This is a genomic window from Martelella sp. K41-7 (genome assembly GCF_055808365.1).
In genome coordinates this window covers 4293739-4308287 of record NZ_CM147867.1, presented here as the reverse complement: position 1 = coordinate 4308287, position 14549 = coordinate 4293739, and the positions used below count along the sequence as shown (strand labels likewise).

The 14549-nt window shown below is 57.9% G+C and carries 15 protein-coding genes; 3 read left to right on the top strand and 12 right to left on the bottom strand.

The genetic code is table 11. From position 1 onward, the window contains the following. Window positions 1-287: 287 nt before the first annotated feature. A complete protein-coding gene (locus AC0L7L_RS20405; RefSeq protein ID WP_473511066.1) occupies window positions 288-1280 on the top strand; it encodes a P1 family peptidase in 993 nt (330 codons plus the stop codon). Between the two features lie 9 nt (window positions 1281-1289). Here AC0L7L_RS20405 and AC0L7L_RS20400 read toward each other — a convergent pair whose 3' ends face one another. The 6 genes from AC0L7L_RS20400 to AC0L7L_RS20375 form a co-directional block, all read right to left on the bottom strand. Then, window positions 1290-2687 (bottom strand): efflux transporter outer membrane subunit, encoded by a 1398-nt coding sequence (locus tag AC0L7L_RS20400; protein ID WP_473511064.1) that lies wholly within the window; start codon window positions 2685-2687, stop codon window positions 1290-1292. 99 nt (window positions 2688-2786) lie between these two features. After that, window positions 2787-5921 (bottom strand): efflux RND transporter permease subunit, encoded by a 3135-nt coding sequence (locus AC0L7L_RS20395; RefSeq protein WP_473511062.1) that lies wholly within the window; start codon window positions 5919-5921, stop codon window positions 2787-2789. A gap of 47 nt (window positions 5922-5968) precedes the next feature. After that, the gene (locus AC0L7L_RS20390; RefSeq protein ID WP_272214008.1) at window positions 5969-7201 is read right to left on the bottom strand and encodes an efflux RND transporter periplasmic adaptor subunit; all 1233 of its coding nucleotides are present in this window, start codon (window positions 7199-7201) and stop codon (window positions 5969-5971) included. 154 nt (window positions 7202-7355) lie between these two features. Continuing rightward, window positions 7356-7538 carry a hypothetical protein gene (locus tag AC0L7L_RS20385; protein ID WP_272214006.1) on the bottom strand — a complete coding sequence of 61 codons (183 nt, stop codon included), beginning with the start codon at window positions 7536-7538 and terminating at the stop codon, window positions 7356-7358. Window positions 7539-7569: 31 nt separating this feature from the next. Next, the gene (locus tag AC0L7L_RS20380) at window positions 7570-7956 is read right to left on the bottom strand and encodes a TetR/AcrR family transcriptional regulator (RefSeq protein WP_272214005.1); all 387 of its coding nucleotides are present in this window, start codon (window positions 7954-7956) and stop codon (window positions 7570-7572) included. Beyond that, on the bottom strand, window positions 7956-8921 hold the full coding sequence (locus AC0L7L_RS20375) for a phosphoribosylaminoimidazolesuccinocarboxamide synthase (RefSeq protein ID WP_272214004.1): 966 nt from the start codon (window positions 8919-8921) through the stop codon (window positions 7956-7958). Before AC0L7L_RS20375 ends, AC0L7L_RS20380 begins: the two co-directional genes overlap by 1 nt. A gap of 149 nt (window positions 8922-9070) precedes the next feature. Between AC0L7L_RS20375 and AC0L7L_RS20370 the strand changes: the two genes are divergently transcribed. Continuing rightward, complete coding sequence (locus tag AC0L7L_RS20370) at window positions 9071-9721, top strand: LysE family translocator (protein ID WP_473511059.1); 651 nt, start codon at window positions 9071-9073, stop codon at window positions 9719-9721. A gap of 8 nt (window positions 9722-9729) precedes the next feature. Here the strand turns inward: AC0L7L_RS20370 and rlmN are convergent, their stop codons facing one another. The 4 genes from rlmN to AC0L7L_RS20350 all read right to left on the bottom strand — a co-directional run bounded on the left by rlmN (window position 9730) and on the right by AC0L7L_RS20350 (window position 12692). Next, window positions 9730-10956, bottom strand: coding sequence for a dual-specificity RNA methyltransferase RlmN (gene rlmN / locus AC0L7L_RS20365; protein WP_473511057.1), 1227 nt, complete (start codon window positions 10954-10956; stop codon window positions 9730-9732). 282 nt (window positions 10957-11238) lie between these two features. Next, window positions 11239-11742, bottom strand: a complete 504-nt coding sequence (locus AC0L7L_RS20360; RefSeq protein WP_473511055.1) for an invasion associated locus B family protein — start codon at window positions 11740-11742, stop codon at window positions 11239-11241. Between the two features lie 222 nt (window positions 11743-11964). After that, a complete protein-coding gene (locus AC0L7L_RS20355) occupies window positions 11965-12342 on the bottom strand; it encodes a YkvA family protein (protein ID WP_272214000.1) in 378 nt (125 codons plus the stop codon). 44 nt (window positions 12343-12386) lie between these two features. Continuing rightward, window positions 12387-12692: a 4a-hydroxytetrahydrobiopterin dehydratase gene (locus tag AC0L7L_RS20350; protein ID WP_272213999.1), complete on the bottom strand. Its 306-nt coding sequence runs from the start codon at window positions 12690-12692 to the stop codon at window positions 12387-12389. A 55-nt stretch (window positions 12693-12747) separates the two neighbouring features. Here AC0L7L_RS20350 and AC0L7L_RS20345 point away from each other — a divergent pair, with 55 nt between their 5' ends. Continuing rightward, a complete protein-coding gene (locus tag AC0L7L_RS20345) occupies window positions 12748-13218 on the top strand; it encodes a low molecular weight protein-tyrosine-phosphatase (protein WP_272213998.1) in 471 nt (156 codons plus the stop codon). Here AC0L7L_RS20345 and thpR read toward each other — a convergent pair. Together thpR and AC0L7L_RS20335 are read right to left on the bottom strand one after the other, a co-directional pair. Then, window positions 13170-13763, bottom strand: a complete 594-nt coding sequence (thpR, locus tag AC0L7L_RS20340) for an RNA 2',3'-cyclic phosphodiesterase (RefSeq protein ID WP_272213997.1) — start codon at window positions 13761-13763, stop codon at window positions 13170-13172. The genes AC0L7L_RS20345 and thpR overlap by 49 nt on opposite strands. 65 nt (window positions 13764-13828) lie before the next feature. Next, on the bottom strand, window positions 13829-14476 hold the full coding sequence (locus tag AC0L7L_RS20335; RefSeq protein WP_473511052.1) for an arylesterase: 648 nt from the start codon (window positions 14474-14476) through the stop codon (window positions 13829-13831). Window positions 14477-14549: the final 73 nt, after the last annotated feature.

Genomic DNA, 14549 nt, shown 5'->3' with positions numbered 1-14549 from the left:
CGATGTGAAGACCTTCACATCCAAATACCAATCCGCGTGCCAAAACCCTTAAGTTCAAACACGTCAATCAGCAAAGCTAATCGGCGGAAGAAGGGGGCAACACAGTTGGTCGCGAGAACGACCGTCGACCCCGTCGGTGATGCGCATATAGGGTGAAGCGCCTTCCAAAGTCAACAAGCTTTCTTCAAAAATGCGAAAAAAAGCGTCAGCCCTTCATATTTTCCACCTCCCCGTCTGTGCCCGTAGGATTTGCTGCTAGGAATAGTGTCGCAAAACGGGAGGTCAATATGCGCAATCTCATCACCGATATCGCTGGCGTCAGTGTCGGTCACGCACAGGATGTTGCACTGGCGTCCGGCGTGACCACAATTGTCTTTGACCGGCCGGTTGTCGCCTCCGGCCTTTCGCTCGGCGGAGCCCCCGGCAGCCGTGACCAGCTTTTGCTGGACCCTGCCCGGACGGTGGAGACCGTTGATGCGTTTGTTCTCTCAGGTGGTTCCGCCTTCGGCCTTGACGCGGCTGGCGGCGTACAGTCGGGCCTTCGTGCCGACGGTCGCGGCCTCAGGCTCGGCGCGACGCGCATCCCGATCGTCCCGTGCGCCATCCTGATGGATCTTCTGAACGGTGGCGACAAGGACTGGGGCCTGCATGCCCCTTATCACAGCCTTGGCTATGACGCTTACCGGGCAGCCGCAACGGGCGCTTTCGCGCTCGGGAGCGTCGGCGCCGGAACCGGTGCGACAACTGTCAATCTCAAGGGCGGCCTCGGTTCGGCCTCAGCCGTGACGCCTGCAGGCTTCCGTGTCGGGACACTTGCCGCCGTCAATGCGATGGGCAGCGTGACAATTGGCGACGGGCCGCATTTCTGGGCCGGACCGCTGGAGAACGCAGATGAATTCGGCGGGCTCGGGCTGCCGGCTGCATTCCCGAAGGAGGCTTCCACGCTGAAGATCAAAGGCGGGCCGACCACAGCAACGACGCTGGGTGTCATTGCCACCGACGCCACAATAACCAAGCAGCAGGCCTACCGGCTTGCGGTGATGGCCCATGACGGGTTTGCCCGGGCAATCCACCCCGCGCACCTGCCGTTTGACGGCGATACGGTGCTATCGGCAGCGACCGGCGAAAAGGGAGCGCCGGATGACTTCGCCTTTGCCGAGATCTGCCTTGAAGCCATGCGGACCATGGCACGCGCTATCGCACGCGGGGTCTATGAAGCAGAAACGCTCCCACAAAGGGGAGCGTTTCGAAGCTGGAAGGAACAGTACGGAAACGGCTAGACTCTTCCCTTACTGCGTTGCATAGCCGCCGCCAATTGCAACGTTGAGCGCAACGAAATCGCCGGCCTGCTGCGCGATAGCATCGGCGAGACTTGCCTCGGCATCGGACACGGCACGCTGCGCATCCAGAACATCCAGCAGAGAAGTGGCGCCATCCTTGTAGCTGGACGTCGAGAGTGCCAGCGCATCACGGTAGGAGGCAACCGTTGCCCGCAACGCGGAGACGGTTCGGCCATCACGGGTGACCACGGCGAGCGCCGATTCCACTTCCTGCACGGCATTGAGAACAGTCTGCTTCCACATGAGATAGGCTTGCCGCGCGCGCGATTCGGAGCTCGAAACATTGGCACGAAGCGCACCGCCATCGAAAATCGGCAGGCTGAGCGTCGGTCCGAACGACCATGACGTCACCCCGGCATTCCCGAGAGAACTCCCGGATACGCTGGCCTGCAGTGTGCCACTCAATGAAATCATCGGGTAAAGTTGCGCTTCGGCTACCCCGATATTGGCGGTCGCAGCAGCAAGGTTACGCTCAGCTTCGCGGATATCCGGTCTGTTACGGATCAGATCCGCCGGAACACCGGATGACAGCCGCGCACGGGTAACCGGGATCGGCTTCACCTTGTTCATCTGATCAATGAGGGATGCTGCGGGCAGCCCCATCAGCGTCGACAGCGCGTAAACCTGCTGACGATAGGCCGCCTCGAGTTGCGGAATGGTCGAAAGCTGCGCGTTGACGAGACCTTCTGATTGAACGACATCAAGCCTGGAGGCAGCACCCGCATCAAGCTGGAACTGGGTCAGACGGAGGGTTTCGCGGCGGCTCTTTAGATTGGAACGCGCAATCGCCAGACGCTCCTGATAAAGGCGCGCGTTGATGTAGGAATCGATCAGGCTGGAGATCAGCGTCAGCTTGGCCACATCCGCGCTTGCATAAGCGGCATCAAGTTCTGCAATAGCGGCTTCGCCGGCGCGTTTATAGAGACCGAAAAGATCGAGAACCCAGGAAACCGGAACTGATCCGCCGAAGGTGTTGGAGGTCTTGCGCGCCGCAGCGGAAGCGCCGTCGCCGCCGGCCCCCGCGCCGGTATCATAGGCCTGAAGATTGACCTGCGGGTACGCCCCCGCGGTCGACGTCACAACATTAGCCTCGGCCTGAACAATCGTCTCCAGCGCCTGCAGAACGGAGAGGTTCTGCGACATTCCCTGCGCGACATACGTGTTCAGCAGCGAATCATTGAAGCTCTTCCACCATGCAACATCGGTCACATCGCCCACGCTCTGGGCACTGCCTTCACTGAACTTATCGGGAAGCGCCGTCTCGGGCGCCGCATAGTCCGGACCCACCACACAGCCGGACAAGAGCAGCAGTACGAGCGGAATGGGGGTAACGCGGCTCAACACCATGATCTCAATCCTGTCATCTCGGCGGGCCCAAAAACAGGCCGCCTACCCTTTGTGTTTTAGACGCCGGCACGGGGCCGGCGCAATATCGTTAACAATGTTTTAAACGATCTGTTGCTCTTCTGCCGCCTTCTTGTCCTTCTTGTCCATGCCCATCAACCTGCACACGGCCACAAAGAACGACGGTACGAAGAAGATCCCCAGCGATGTAGCGGCAATCATGCCGAAGAACACGGCAACACCAATGGCATTCTGCGCCGCAGAACCCGCCCCTGTGGCGCGGACCAGAGGCAGAACACCGAGAATGAAGGCCAGCGACGTCATGATAATCGGTCGCAGACGCATACGGGCCGCATGAACCGCCGCATCAAAGAGAGAATCGCCCTTCTCGCTTTGCTCGCGCGCGAATTCCACGATCAGAATCGCGTTCTTCGCCGCAAGCCCCATGGTCGTCAACAGTCCCACCTTGAAGTAGATGTCGTTGTCCTGCCCAAGGTAGTGGGCCCCCATGACCGCCCCGAGAATACCCACTGGGACCGCGAGAATAACTGAGAACGGAATACTCCAGCTTTCATAAAGTGCAGCGAGGCAGAGGAACACGAAGATGATGGAAACGGCGTAGAGATAAGCCGCTTCGTCACCCGAGATCACCTGCTGCAGGGACATGTTTGTCCAGGCCACCGAAAATCCGCCCGCCGACTGGCCGACAAGGCTGGTCAGTTCGTTCATGGCCTCGCCCGAGCTGTATCCGGCAGCCGACTGTCCCTGAATGTCCACAGCGGTATTGCCGTTGTAATGGGCAAGAGACGGAGCGCCGGTGGTCCAGTCTATGTCTGTAAAGGCGGAGAACGGAACCATGTCGCCCTGCAAATTGCGGGCATACCACTGATAGATATCTTCAGGCTGCATGCGATAGGGCGCATCGCCCTGAACATAAACCTGCTTGACCTTGTCAGCGAGGGTGAAGTTGTTGATGTAAGAGCCGGCATAGATCGTCGAAAGCATGTTGGTCGCCTCGGCGATGCTCACGCCGTAGGCCCCTGCCTGCTGCTCATCGATCCTCAGCATCATCTGTGTTTCATCGCTCTGCGTATCGGTGCGTACCTGCGTTGCGATACCCTGCTGGTTCATCTGCTGAATGATACGATTGGTGTTTACAAGTGTCGCGGCCTGTCCCTGCCCGCCACTGTCAACAACATACCCGGTCCAGCCAGTTGAGTTACCAAGTCCGGGGATGGCCGGCGGCGAAACCACATAGACCTGGGCATCGCGAATATGGGTGTAGAAATACCCGTTGGCGCGCTGAGCCAGGGCCTGAGCGGTTTCAGATTCCTTGGTTCGATCATCAAACGGCTTGAGTTGAATGAAACTCATGCCGTAATTCTGACCCTGCCCGGCGAACGAGAAGCCCATCACCGAGAACACCGCTTCAACGGTACTGGATTCCTGGTTGTGGAAATATGAAGCAACCTCATCCGAAACAGCGCTGGTACGCTCGGTCGTCGCGCCGGTCGGCAGATTGATCAGCACGAAAAGCGAACCCTGGTCTTCATCAGGCAGGAACGATTCCGGAAGCTTCATGAAATAGTGATACACGCCGAACAGCAGCACCGCGAAAACCGCGAAAACCGGTAGCGGCCACTTCAGCAGGAAAGTGATGGCGTTGGTGTAGCCATTGGTCAGCCCGTTGAAGCCGCGGTTGAAGACACCCGAGATGCCTCGGTCCTTCTTGGTCGGATCCACGGGTTTCAGGATGGTCGCGCACAGCGCCGGTGTAAACACCATAGCCACGAAGACCGATAGAATCATCGCAGCAACGATGGTCACGGAGAACTGCCGGTAGATGATACCGGTGGATCCGCCGATGAACGCCATCGGAATGAACACCGCAGTCAGCACGATCACGATACCGATAAGGGCACCCTGGATTTCACCCATCGAGTGCTGGGTCGCCTCCTTGGGCGGGAGCCCTTCTTCATGCATGATACGTTCGACGTTTTCCACCACCACAATCGCGTCGTCAACGAGCAAGCCGATCGCAAGCACCATCGCGAACATGGTCAGTGTATTGATCGAGAAGCCGGCGAAGGCCAGCACACCGAACGTGCCGAGCAGAACCACGGGCACAACAAGCGTCGCAATAAGGGTCGCCCTGATATTCTGCAGGAAGATAAAGAGCACGAGGAAGACCAGAATGATCGCCTCAAACAGCGTATGGACCACCTGCTCGATCGAAAGCTCGACGAAGGGTGTCGTATCATAGGGATAGACGATCTCGACGCCGTCCGGCAGAGACGGCTTCACCGAATTCATGAAATCGACCACGCCCTTGGACGTCTCAATCGCGTTGGCGCCGTTCGCCAGCTCAACCGCAAAGCCTGCAGCCGAGGCCCCGTTGTAGTAGGTCTGGAACTGATAGTAGCGCTGGCCGAGCTCTACGCGGCCGACGTCTGAAATCGTAACGGTCGCGCCATTTTCCGTGGTCTTGAGGATGATATTCTCGAACTGCGGCACATTCTGCAACTGGCTCGACGACACCACGGTTAGATTGAGTTGCTGCCCTGATATCGATGGATCATCACCGAGATCACCCACCGCGACCTGATTGTTCTGGGCCTCGATGGCGTTGGTGACATCGTTGGAGGTCAGACCGTACTGATTGAGCTTGTAGGGATCGAGCCAGATGCGCATTGCATAGGGTGTATAGAAGCCCTGAATGCTGCCGACGCCATCAAGTCGTGCCACGTTGTCATTGATCTGACTGTCGATGATGTTGCCGAGATCCGAAGCCGAATACTTGCCGCTATTGTCAACCAGAGCCACGACCATAAGGAAGCTCGCCGACGAACGCTGGACCGTGATCCCGAGACTTCTGACAATCTCCGGCAGCTGAGGCTGGACAAGCTGCAGCTTGTTCTGCACCTCGACCTGAGCGATTTCCGGATCAATCGAAGGACCGAAGATAACCTGAATCTGCGCCAGACCGGGACTGGACGTCGAGGTCAGGTAAAGCATGTCATCAAATCCGGTCAGCCCGTCTTCGATAACGTTGGTTACCGTTGTCTCGACTGTTCGTGCACTGGCCCCCGGGAAAGTGGCCGTGATTGAAACGGTGGTCGGAGCAATGGCGGGATACTGCGAAATCGGCAGCGTATAGAGGCCCAGGCCACCGATCAACATGATGACGATGGCGACCACCCAGGCAAAGATAGGTCGATTGATAAAGAAATTAGACATTAGACATACCTCGAGCGTGTGGCCCTATGCTTTGAACATCCATACGCTCAGCCGTTTCCGCCTGAAGTAGAAGAACCCGAACCCGTCGAACCGCCGCTTGCGCCCGACGAAGAGGGCTGCTTATCAACAACGACACCCTTGTCATTGATTTCCGCAGGCACCGGCGTAACCTCGGCTACGCCGCCGATGAGCCGCTGAAATCCATCAACAATCAGACGATCTCCGTCGGAAATGCCTTTGGTCACCAGCCACGAATTGCCCGAAACCTGAACATTGTCGAAAACACGGGTCTCTACCTTGTTGTCACTGGTGACAAACTTCGCCGTAACTTTTCCACCGGCTTCGATCTGCGCAGCCAACTGGGGAATAAGATAACCGGCCTCTTCGGCGATCGTCAGCGTGGAACGCACGAACATGCCGGGAAGCAGGATGTGATCCGGGTTGTCGAACACGGCGCGCAAATTCACAGTGCCGGTTGACTGATCAACAGTGCGCGCCGAGACGTCAAGGTGACCCGGTATGGAATAGGTCGTACCATCATCAAGCAGGACCTCGACCTTAACCTTCGAGAGATCGACCTCATTCTTGAAGTTGGCATATTTGCCGGTCGCGGAAAGCACCTGTCCGGCCGATTCGTACATGTCGACATAGATCGGATCGAGCTGATCGAGCGAGACAAGCGCTGCGGATGAGCTAGGCGAGGCAAGGTTACCGATCGAGATGTTCGATACGCCGAGCACACCCTGGAAAGGGGCGACAATGTCAGTGTGATCGAGATTGATCTGCGCTGTCTTGACCGCCGCCTTTGCCGATTCGACATCGGCCAGCGCCTGTTCGTAGGCTGTTCTCGCATCGGTCAGCTGGATTTCGGTGGCACCCTGATTCACGATGCGCGCGTAGCGTTCGTAATTGGCCTGAAGGCCCGGCACCGTCGCATTGGCCTTGTCGAGTGACGCCTGAGCCTGAGCAAGCGTGGCCTCGTAGGCATCCTGCTCGATCTGGTAGAGCAAGTCGCCCTCATTCACATAGGCACCGTCCTTGAAAGCCTTTTCGGTGATGATGCCGGTCACCTGCGGGCGGATTTCCGCAGAGCGATATGAAACGGCACGCGCCGGAAGCGTCGTGGTGAGCGGAACCGTCTTCTTGTCAAGCGTAATGACGCCGACCTGAGGCGGTGGCATCTTCATGCCGCCCTGTTGTTTGTTGCCTTCATCGCTGCAAGCGCCTAGCGCGAGTACAACAACACCTAAAACGGCAATCGGAAACTTGCGCGACAGCATGGGCACCTATCCAGAATAGAAATCAAACAATGGCCACTCTCTTAACACAATCCCGACAGCGCAGAAACTCAATATCGCGCCTGCCGGCAACTGTAGCGAAAGTTCGCCACAAAGCATAAAACGAGATCTGTCTGGTGACGTATCGCAGATACCGTCACTTTACAACGCGGTTTTTCAAGCCCCCATCGATCAGCGTGACAATTAACTGCGTTTTGTCGGCCAGTGTTGCGGGATCAGCACATGCCATCATGCGCGGGTTGAGAACGCAACCGAGCATGTCGACAATCGCGGAAGCATCGAGTGCGGGATTGCCCGCTCCGTAGATACCGTCTTCCATTGCTTCAGCGATCAGCGAGGACAGCTTGTCCTCAACCAGTCGCCGGTAGATCCGCCCCCTTGGACGGGTCTTCCAGCACCAGCGGGATCATCTCGAAAAGATACTGATTCTCCTGCTTGTCATGTAGGTGCTCGCGCGCAAGCCGCGACAGAAAGATCATCAGACGCTTGTCGGGCGGATCCGTCAACCCCTCGATCGAGCAGCGCTCGGCAAGGCGCCGGGCATGGCGATAGGCAATCGTGCGGCCAAGCGTCAGCTTGCTTCGGAAATGCTTGAAAACATTGGCCGGAGACATCCCGAGTTCGCCAGCGATATCGGCAATCGAAACCGCGCCGAAGCCGCGCGCTCGGAACAGCCGCTCCGAGGTTTCCAGGATCGCCTCACGTGTCTCTTCCGCCGATCGCCGCGGTCTGCGCATTATGCCCCTCCCCAGGGTGCCTCCGGGTAATAAGCGGCGAGATTGGCACGCACCCGGCCCTTTACGCTGTCCCCGCTATCATCGGGAACAAAGCGCCCGCCTGTGATCATTTCGAACGCCCGGGCATAGACCCCGGAGGCCGCAGCGATCACATCGTCCGGAATTTCCGGGATCGGATCCCTGTAGGGGTCGCATCGCGCGACAACCCAGGAGCGGATGAAATCCTTGTCGAAACTTTCCGGACGCTCGCCCGCCTCAAAACGTGTCTGATAGCTTTCCGCCATCCAGTAGCGGCTCGAATCCGGCGTATGGATTTCGTCGGCCAGCATCAGATTGCCGACCCCGTCAATGCCGAACTCATATTTTGTATCGGCAAGGATCAGCCCACGCGTCGCAGCCATCTCCCGCCCGCGCGCAAAAAGCGCCAACGCCTTTTCCGATACTTCGTCCCAACGCTCTTTGCTCAGCAGGCCCTGACCGATAATCTCGTCGGCGGTCAGCGGCTCATCATGACCGCCATCAAATGCCTTGCTGGTCGGCGTGATAATCGCTTGCGGCAACACCTGATTGTCACGCATACCATCGGGGAAATCGAAACCGTAGATCTGGCGTTCGCCGCGTTTGTAGCGAGTCAGCACCGAGGTATCGGTCGTTCCCGCCAGATAGCCGCGCACGATGACCTCGACCGGCAGAATATCCAGCCGCTTTCCGACAACCACGTTCGGATCAGGATAGGCGACAACATGGTTATTTACGATATCGGCGGTGACGTCGAACCAGAAGCGGGCTATTTGCGTCAGGATTGCGCCCTTGTGCGGGATAGAGGCCAGAACCCGGTCGAAAGCGCTGATACGATCGGTCGTTATGATGATCCTGCGGCCGTCCGGCAGGTCGTAGTTTTCCCGCACCTTGCCCTTGTAATAGCCGGGCAGTTCGGGAAAAAATGCTTCGTCGAGAATACGCAAGAAAACCGTCCTTCAGTCGTTTCGGCCAACCGCAGCCTTGTTGCGAAATGTTGCAAAGCCGTTCAGCTCTCATTACAGATTGTTAACCTACACGGCAATCATATTGAATGGTGAACGCGCGACCCGCGCTCCAGGTTTCGGCAGCTTTCATGGAAATCATCCCTTCTCTCCCCGTCCTCCTCGCCTTTTCGGCGGCCACACTGCTTCTGGCGCTGACCCCCGGCCCCGACATGACGCTTTCGATCAACAAGGCGCTGAGGGAGGGCCGCGCTGCCGGCCTCGCCGTTCTCATCGGCACCAATTGCGGCATCTGCGTGCACACCATGCTGGTGGCCTTCGGTGTCTCCGCGCTGATCGTGGCATCACCGACGGCCTTTCTTGTTTTGAAGACGGGAGGCGCTGGTTATCTTTTCTGGATTGCGGTGATGGCTATCCGCAAGGGTAACAATTTCGTGCTGGAGGCGGAAGCCAGGACCGAGCGCAAGCGCGGCAGGCTGAAGGCGGCGATGGCCAACGGCTTCTGGGTCAACCTGCTCAACCCGAAGATCATCATCTTCTTCATGACCTTCCTCCCGCAATTCGTCGATGCCGGTGATCCCAACGTTACAGGAAAGCTGATCTTCCTCGGCTTCACGTTCATAGCCGTCGCACTTCTGCCCACGATCGGCATCGTACTTGCCGCCGATCGCCTGTCCGGCTGGCTGATGACGCACAAACGCATCCTGCGTGGCATCGATTACCTGTTTGCCGGGGTATTTTCGCTGTTCGCTGTGAAGATATTACTGACGCAGGCGCGGTAACGAACCGATCAGTCTTCGCCGTGATTGGCGATCATCATCGCTTCATAGGCCATGCGCTCGGTCTTGCGCATGCGTTCCGATTCGGATTTCAGCTGGCCGCAGGCGGCGAAAATGTCGCGACCGCGCGGGGTGCGAATCGGCGAGGCATAGCCGGCCTGGTTGATGAAATCGGCAAAACGCTCGATCGTTTCCCAGTCGGAACACTGATAGTTGGAGCCGGGCCAGGGATTGAACGGGATCAGGTTGATCTTCGCGGGCACGCCCTTCAAGAGTTTGACCAAATCTCGCGCGTCTTCGAGACTGTCATTGACGTCCTTCAGCATCACATATTCAAACGTGATGCGGCGGGCATTGGAAACGCCCGGATATTCGCGACAGGCCTTGATCAGCTCCTCAAGCGGATATTTCTTGTTGATCGGCACCAGGATGTTGCGCAGGTCATCGCGCACGGCATGCAGCGAGATTGCCAGCATGCAGCCAATCTCGTCGCCGGTGCGGTAGATTTCCGGCACCACACCGGAGGTTGACAGCGTGATCCGGCGCTTCGACATTGACAGACCGTCTTCGGCCGACGCGATCAGAAGCGCCTTCTTCACCGCCTCGAAATTGTAGAGCGGTTCGCCCATGCCCATCATCACGATATTGGTAACCTTGCGGTCGGATTCGGGAATGAAGGCGCCGTTGGGCGCGTCGCGGTTCGGAAAATCCCCGAGCGCATCACGGGCAACGAGAAGCTGACCGAGAATTTCTTCCGGTCTCAGATTACGCACCAGCCGCTGCGTGCCGGTGTGACAGAAGGAACAGGTGAGCGTGCAGCCGACCTGACTGGAGATGCAAAGCGTGCCGCGATCTTCCTCCGGAATATAAACTGTCTCGATTTCAACCGGACGGCCGGCACCGTGCGCGGGAAACCGGATCAGCCACTTGCGCGTCCCGTCGGTCGAGATCTGTTCGGTGACGATTTCCGGACGGGCGATATCGAAGGCTTCCGCCATTCTCAGGCGCAGATCCTTGGCCATATTGGTCATCTCGGCGAAATCGGAGACGCCGCGCACATATAGCCAGTTCCATATCTGGTTGACGCGCATGCGGATCTGCTTGTCCGCCACCCCGATCGATGACAGCGCCTCGGCCATTTCCGGCTTGGAAAGGCCGATCAGTATATTGCCAACTGCTGGCTTCTGCCGGGGTTTGGCGCGCTGAGCGTCAAGATCGATGGTTTCGACAGCGGACATTGTCGGGCTCCCGTGAAAACGCCGATTGCGGGTATTCGACGCTTCTGCCCGGCCCTTGTGGTCTCAAGGACAAGGCGGTGCGCCACCCGCAATGTAGAAAAGTTGCTCTTCAAGCTTTTAAAGGTGCACGATAAACACAGGACACCAAGCATTTGCGGCGAGCCTATAGCACGGTTGACACCCTGCGTCATCCCTTTCGCCACATGGCTGTCCCGCAAGAGCAACATGACAGCCAACAAAAAACCCGGCCGAAGCCGGGTTGCTGCAAAAGCGGCTCTGCCCTTACTGGCAGGCGCTGATCTTGTTGAGCGCTGCGGTAATGCCGATCAGCGAATAGGTATGGGTGGTGTTGGTCCCGCGCGCCGACGTGGCCTTCACCGACATTGTGCGACCGGCCTTCATGGCCGCGATCAGAGCCGGCTCCTGCGCGGCATTTTCAAGCCAGCCACCCTGGCCCTTGTGATACATCGGGAAGCTTTTGCCGTCGACAATCACGTCGATGGTCGAACCGTCGCGCAGGCTGAAACCCATCATGGCCTGCGGCTCGAGCGTGACATTCTGGCCCGGATATTTGGTGACGACGAAGAAATTGTCGCCATGGTCGACATTCGCCGGATCCTTCTTGGCCGGCACGGACAGGACATAACAGACCTTCCCCGCGTCCGACTGGTAGGAATAAGCAACCCAGGCATCGAATTTCTGTATGGGCGTCGGCGTCTGCGCGGAAGCGATTGAGGCGCCGGTGAACAGAATAACCAGTACGAGGGCGATTCTTTTTGCAAACATAAGTTCCTGCCGATTTTCTCTACTGCCGCCGGCCCCACCCTATTCAAAAGCGACCGGCCGATAGGTTGCGAATTACTCATCTAAATACGCATCCGAGGTTACCAAAATCTCAACGTGGCATGAATTTTCGGACGCTCTCGGGAATACGCTGCCTGAAAAATTGTAAGACGACAAATGCCGTCAATCACGGCAAGATTGCGGCGCACGGAACGGAAACAACATTCATCGCGCTTCAAGCGCGCCCAATGCCGTATCAGCCCGGTGATAATGCTCTATTGTCATATTTCTGCGGATCATCGTCAATGCCGTCGTCAGCACGGCAAGATCGTCGGAAAAGCCGACAAACATGAGCACGTCGGGGATAAGGTCGACCGGCATGATAAAATAGGCCAGCGCAGAATACAGGATCACCCGCGCGCCCAGCGGCGTGTCGCGGTCCGTTGCACAATAGTAGGCGGCAACGGCATCGCGAGCAAAGGGGATGTGGGCGGCCGTCTTGCGCACCTTGCCCCAGAAACCCTTCCGCACAGTGCGTTCGTTTTCAGCCTTGGTATCCTCATCGCCGGGCTCGAGAATATCACCGAATTTGATATCGCTCATGATAAGCTCCTTTGAAACCAAATATAGGACATGCGCGTCTCTGTTCAAATGCCGAAACGGCCGGCTGCCCTGTCCATGATAGCGGCCATCTCGATGTCGCGCGCGGAGATACCGCCGGATGAATGCGTGGTGAGCGAAACGCCCACCCGGTTATAGACATTGAGCCATTCGGGATGATGATCGAGCCTTTCGGCGGCCAGCGCGCATTCGCTCATGAAAGCGAAGGCCTCGCGAAAATCGGCAAATCGGAAATTGCGCGTGATCGCATTCCCGTCTTTGCTCACCGACCAGTTTTGATGCGATTGCATGATTGCCGCGAGCGCTTCAGGTTTTAGTCGTGCATCATTCATGGCATTGTCTCCGAAAGCTCAAACAAAAAATCCTTCAGAAAATTGCGTAAACAACATGGCACAATCCGAAAAACGCTCGATTCTCTTCGTCTGTAGCGGCAATATCTGCCGCTCACCGCTCGCCGAGGGTGTGTTCACCCATCTTGCAGCAGAGACCGGACGCAGTGGAGAATTCAACGCCGATTCCGCCGGCATCGGCAACTGGCATGCGGGCGAGTTGCCCGATCCGCGCTCGCGCGCAACCGCCAGGAACCACGGCTTCGATATCGCCCATCAGCAAGCGCGCCAGATCACACTCGCGGACTTCAGCCGGTTTTCGATCATTCTCGGCATGGACAGCGGCAATATGGCTGCTTTGAAACGGATAGGCGGAAGCAATCCGCAGGCCGAAGTCGCGCTGTTTTCAGAGTACACGCTCGGCAAAAGGCAGGATGTCCCCGATCCCTATTATGGCGGCGATGACGGGTTCGAGACCGTCTACCACATGCTCTTGGCGGGCTGCCAGTCGCTGCTGTCGAAGCTGTAGGCATCGCTCGGATCGTAAAGATCGAACGCCTCTTCCACCTGGTAGGGGCCGCCGCCGACCGAATCGCGCGATGACATCAGCACAAAGCGCGCGGCGGTAAACGGCAGCGTCTGGAAATTGGCGCGCGCGGACAGATAGTCGACCACGTCCTGAACCTTCGAACCACGCAGCCGCGCCAGCGTGACATGCGGGATAAACTTGCGCGGGTCGGCCCTGAGCCCCAGGCGCTGGCAAATCCTGTCGATTTCGCCCTGCAGCGCGGACAGCTCCGGTGCAGGCGAAACACCGGCCCAGATCGCATGCGGTTTCTTGCTGCCGAAGGCGCCGGTTCCGGTGAGGCTGAGCTGGAAAGCGGGACGGTCGATACGGTCAAGCCAATGGACGACCTCGTCCGCTGTGCGGAAGTCGACATCGCCGATGAACCGCAAGGTGATGTGGTAATTCTCCACATCGATCCAGCGGGCCCCGGGCAGGCCGCCGCGCAACAGCGAAAGACTTAACGCCTGTTCGCGCGGGATTTCGAGGGCGGTAAAAATTCTCGGCATGGCGAGCTCCCCGAATCTGCTAGTCACCCCTTCAGCGAATCATCTAAGCCGCGTTGACGCAAGCGTTAATTTGGTTGTCCCCCGATAGCGTCGATGAAGGCTTCGACCGCAGGGAGCGAATTCCTGACCATCACTTCGACGCCTTTGGCATTGGGGTGCATGCCATCGGCAAGCTGAAGACTGGCATTGGCGGCAACACCATCGAGAAAAAACGGATATAGCGGGACACCGTACTGATCGGCGAGAGCGCCATAGATCGGGTTGAATGCCTCGGCGTAATCCGCGCCCATGTTCGGTGGCGCCATCATTCCCATCAGCATCACCGGGATGTCGCGTCCCTGAAGGCTTTCGATGATCGCGATCAGATTGTCCTTTGCCTTTTCCGGCGAGACGCCACGCAACGCGTCATTGGCGCCAAGTTCCAGGATCACACCGTCCGTTCCGTCAGGCACCGACCAGTCGACCCGCGCCAGGCCCCCGCTGGTGGTATCGCCCGATACACCGGCATTGGCGATTTCGACATCGTAACCGGCACCGCTCAGCGCCGCTTCGAGCCTGGCCGGATAGTCCTCGCCCGCTCCCAGTTCATAACCGGCGACCAGACTGTCCCCAAACACGACCAGATCGAGCGGTTCACGTGCTTTTGATGGCGAAGCCGCCGCAACAGCCGCCAGAAAAGCGAAAACAATCGGCACTGTCGCTTTTAATCGCATCATCAGGCTCCTAAATCCATTTCACGAGTGTTTTGCAGGTCCATCAGCCTCACCGGACCGTATTGCATATATG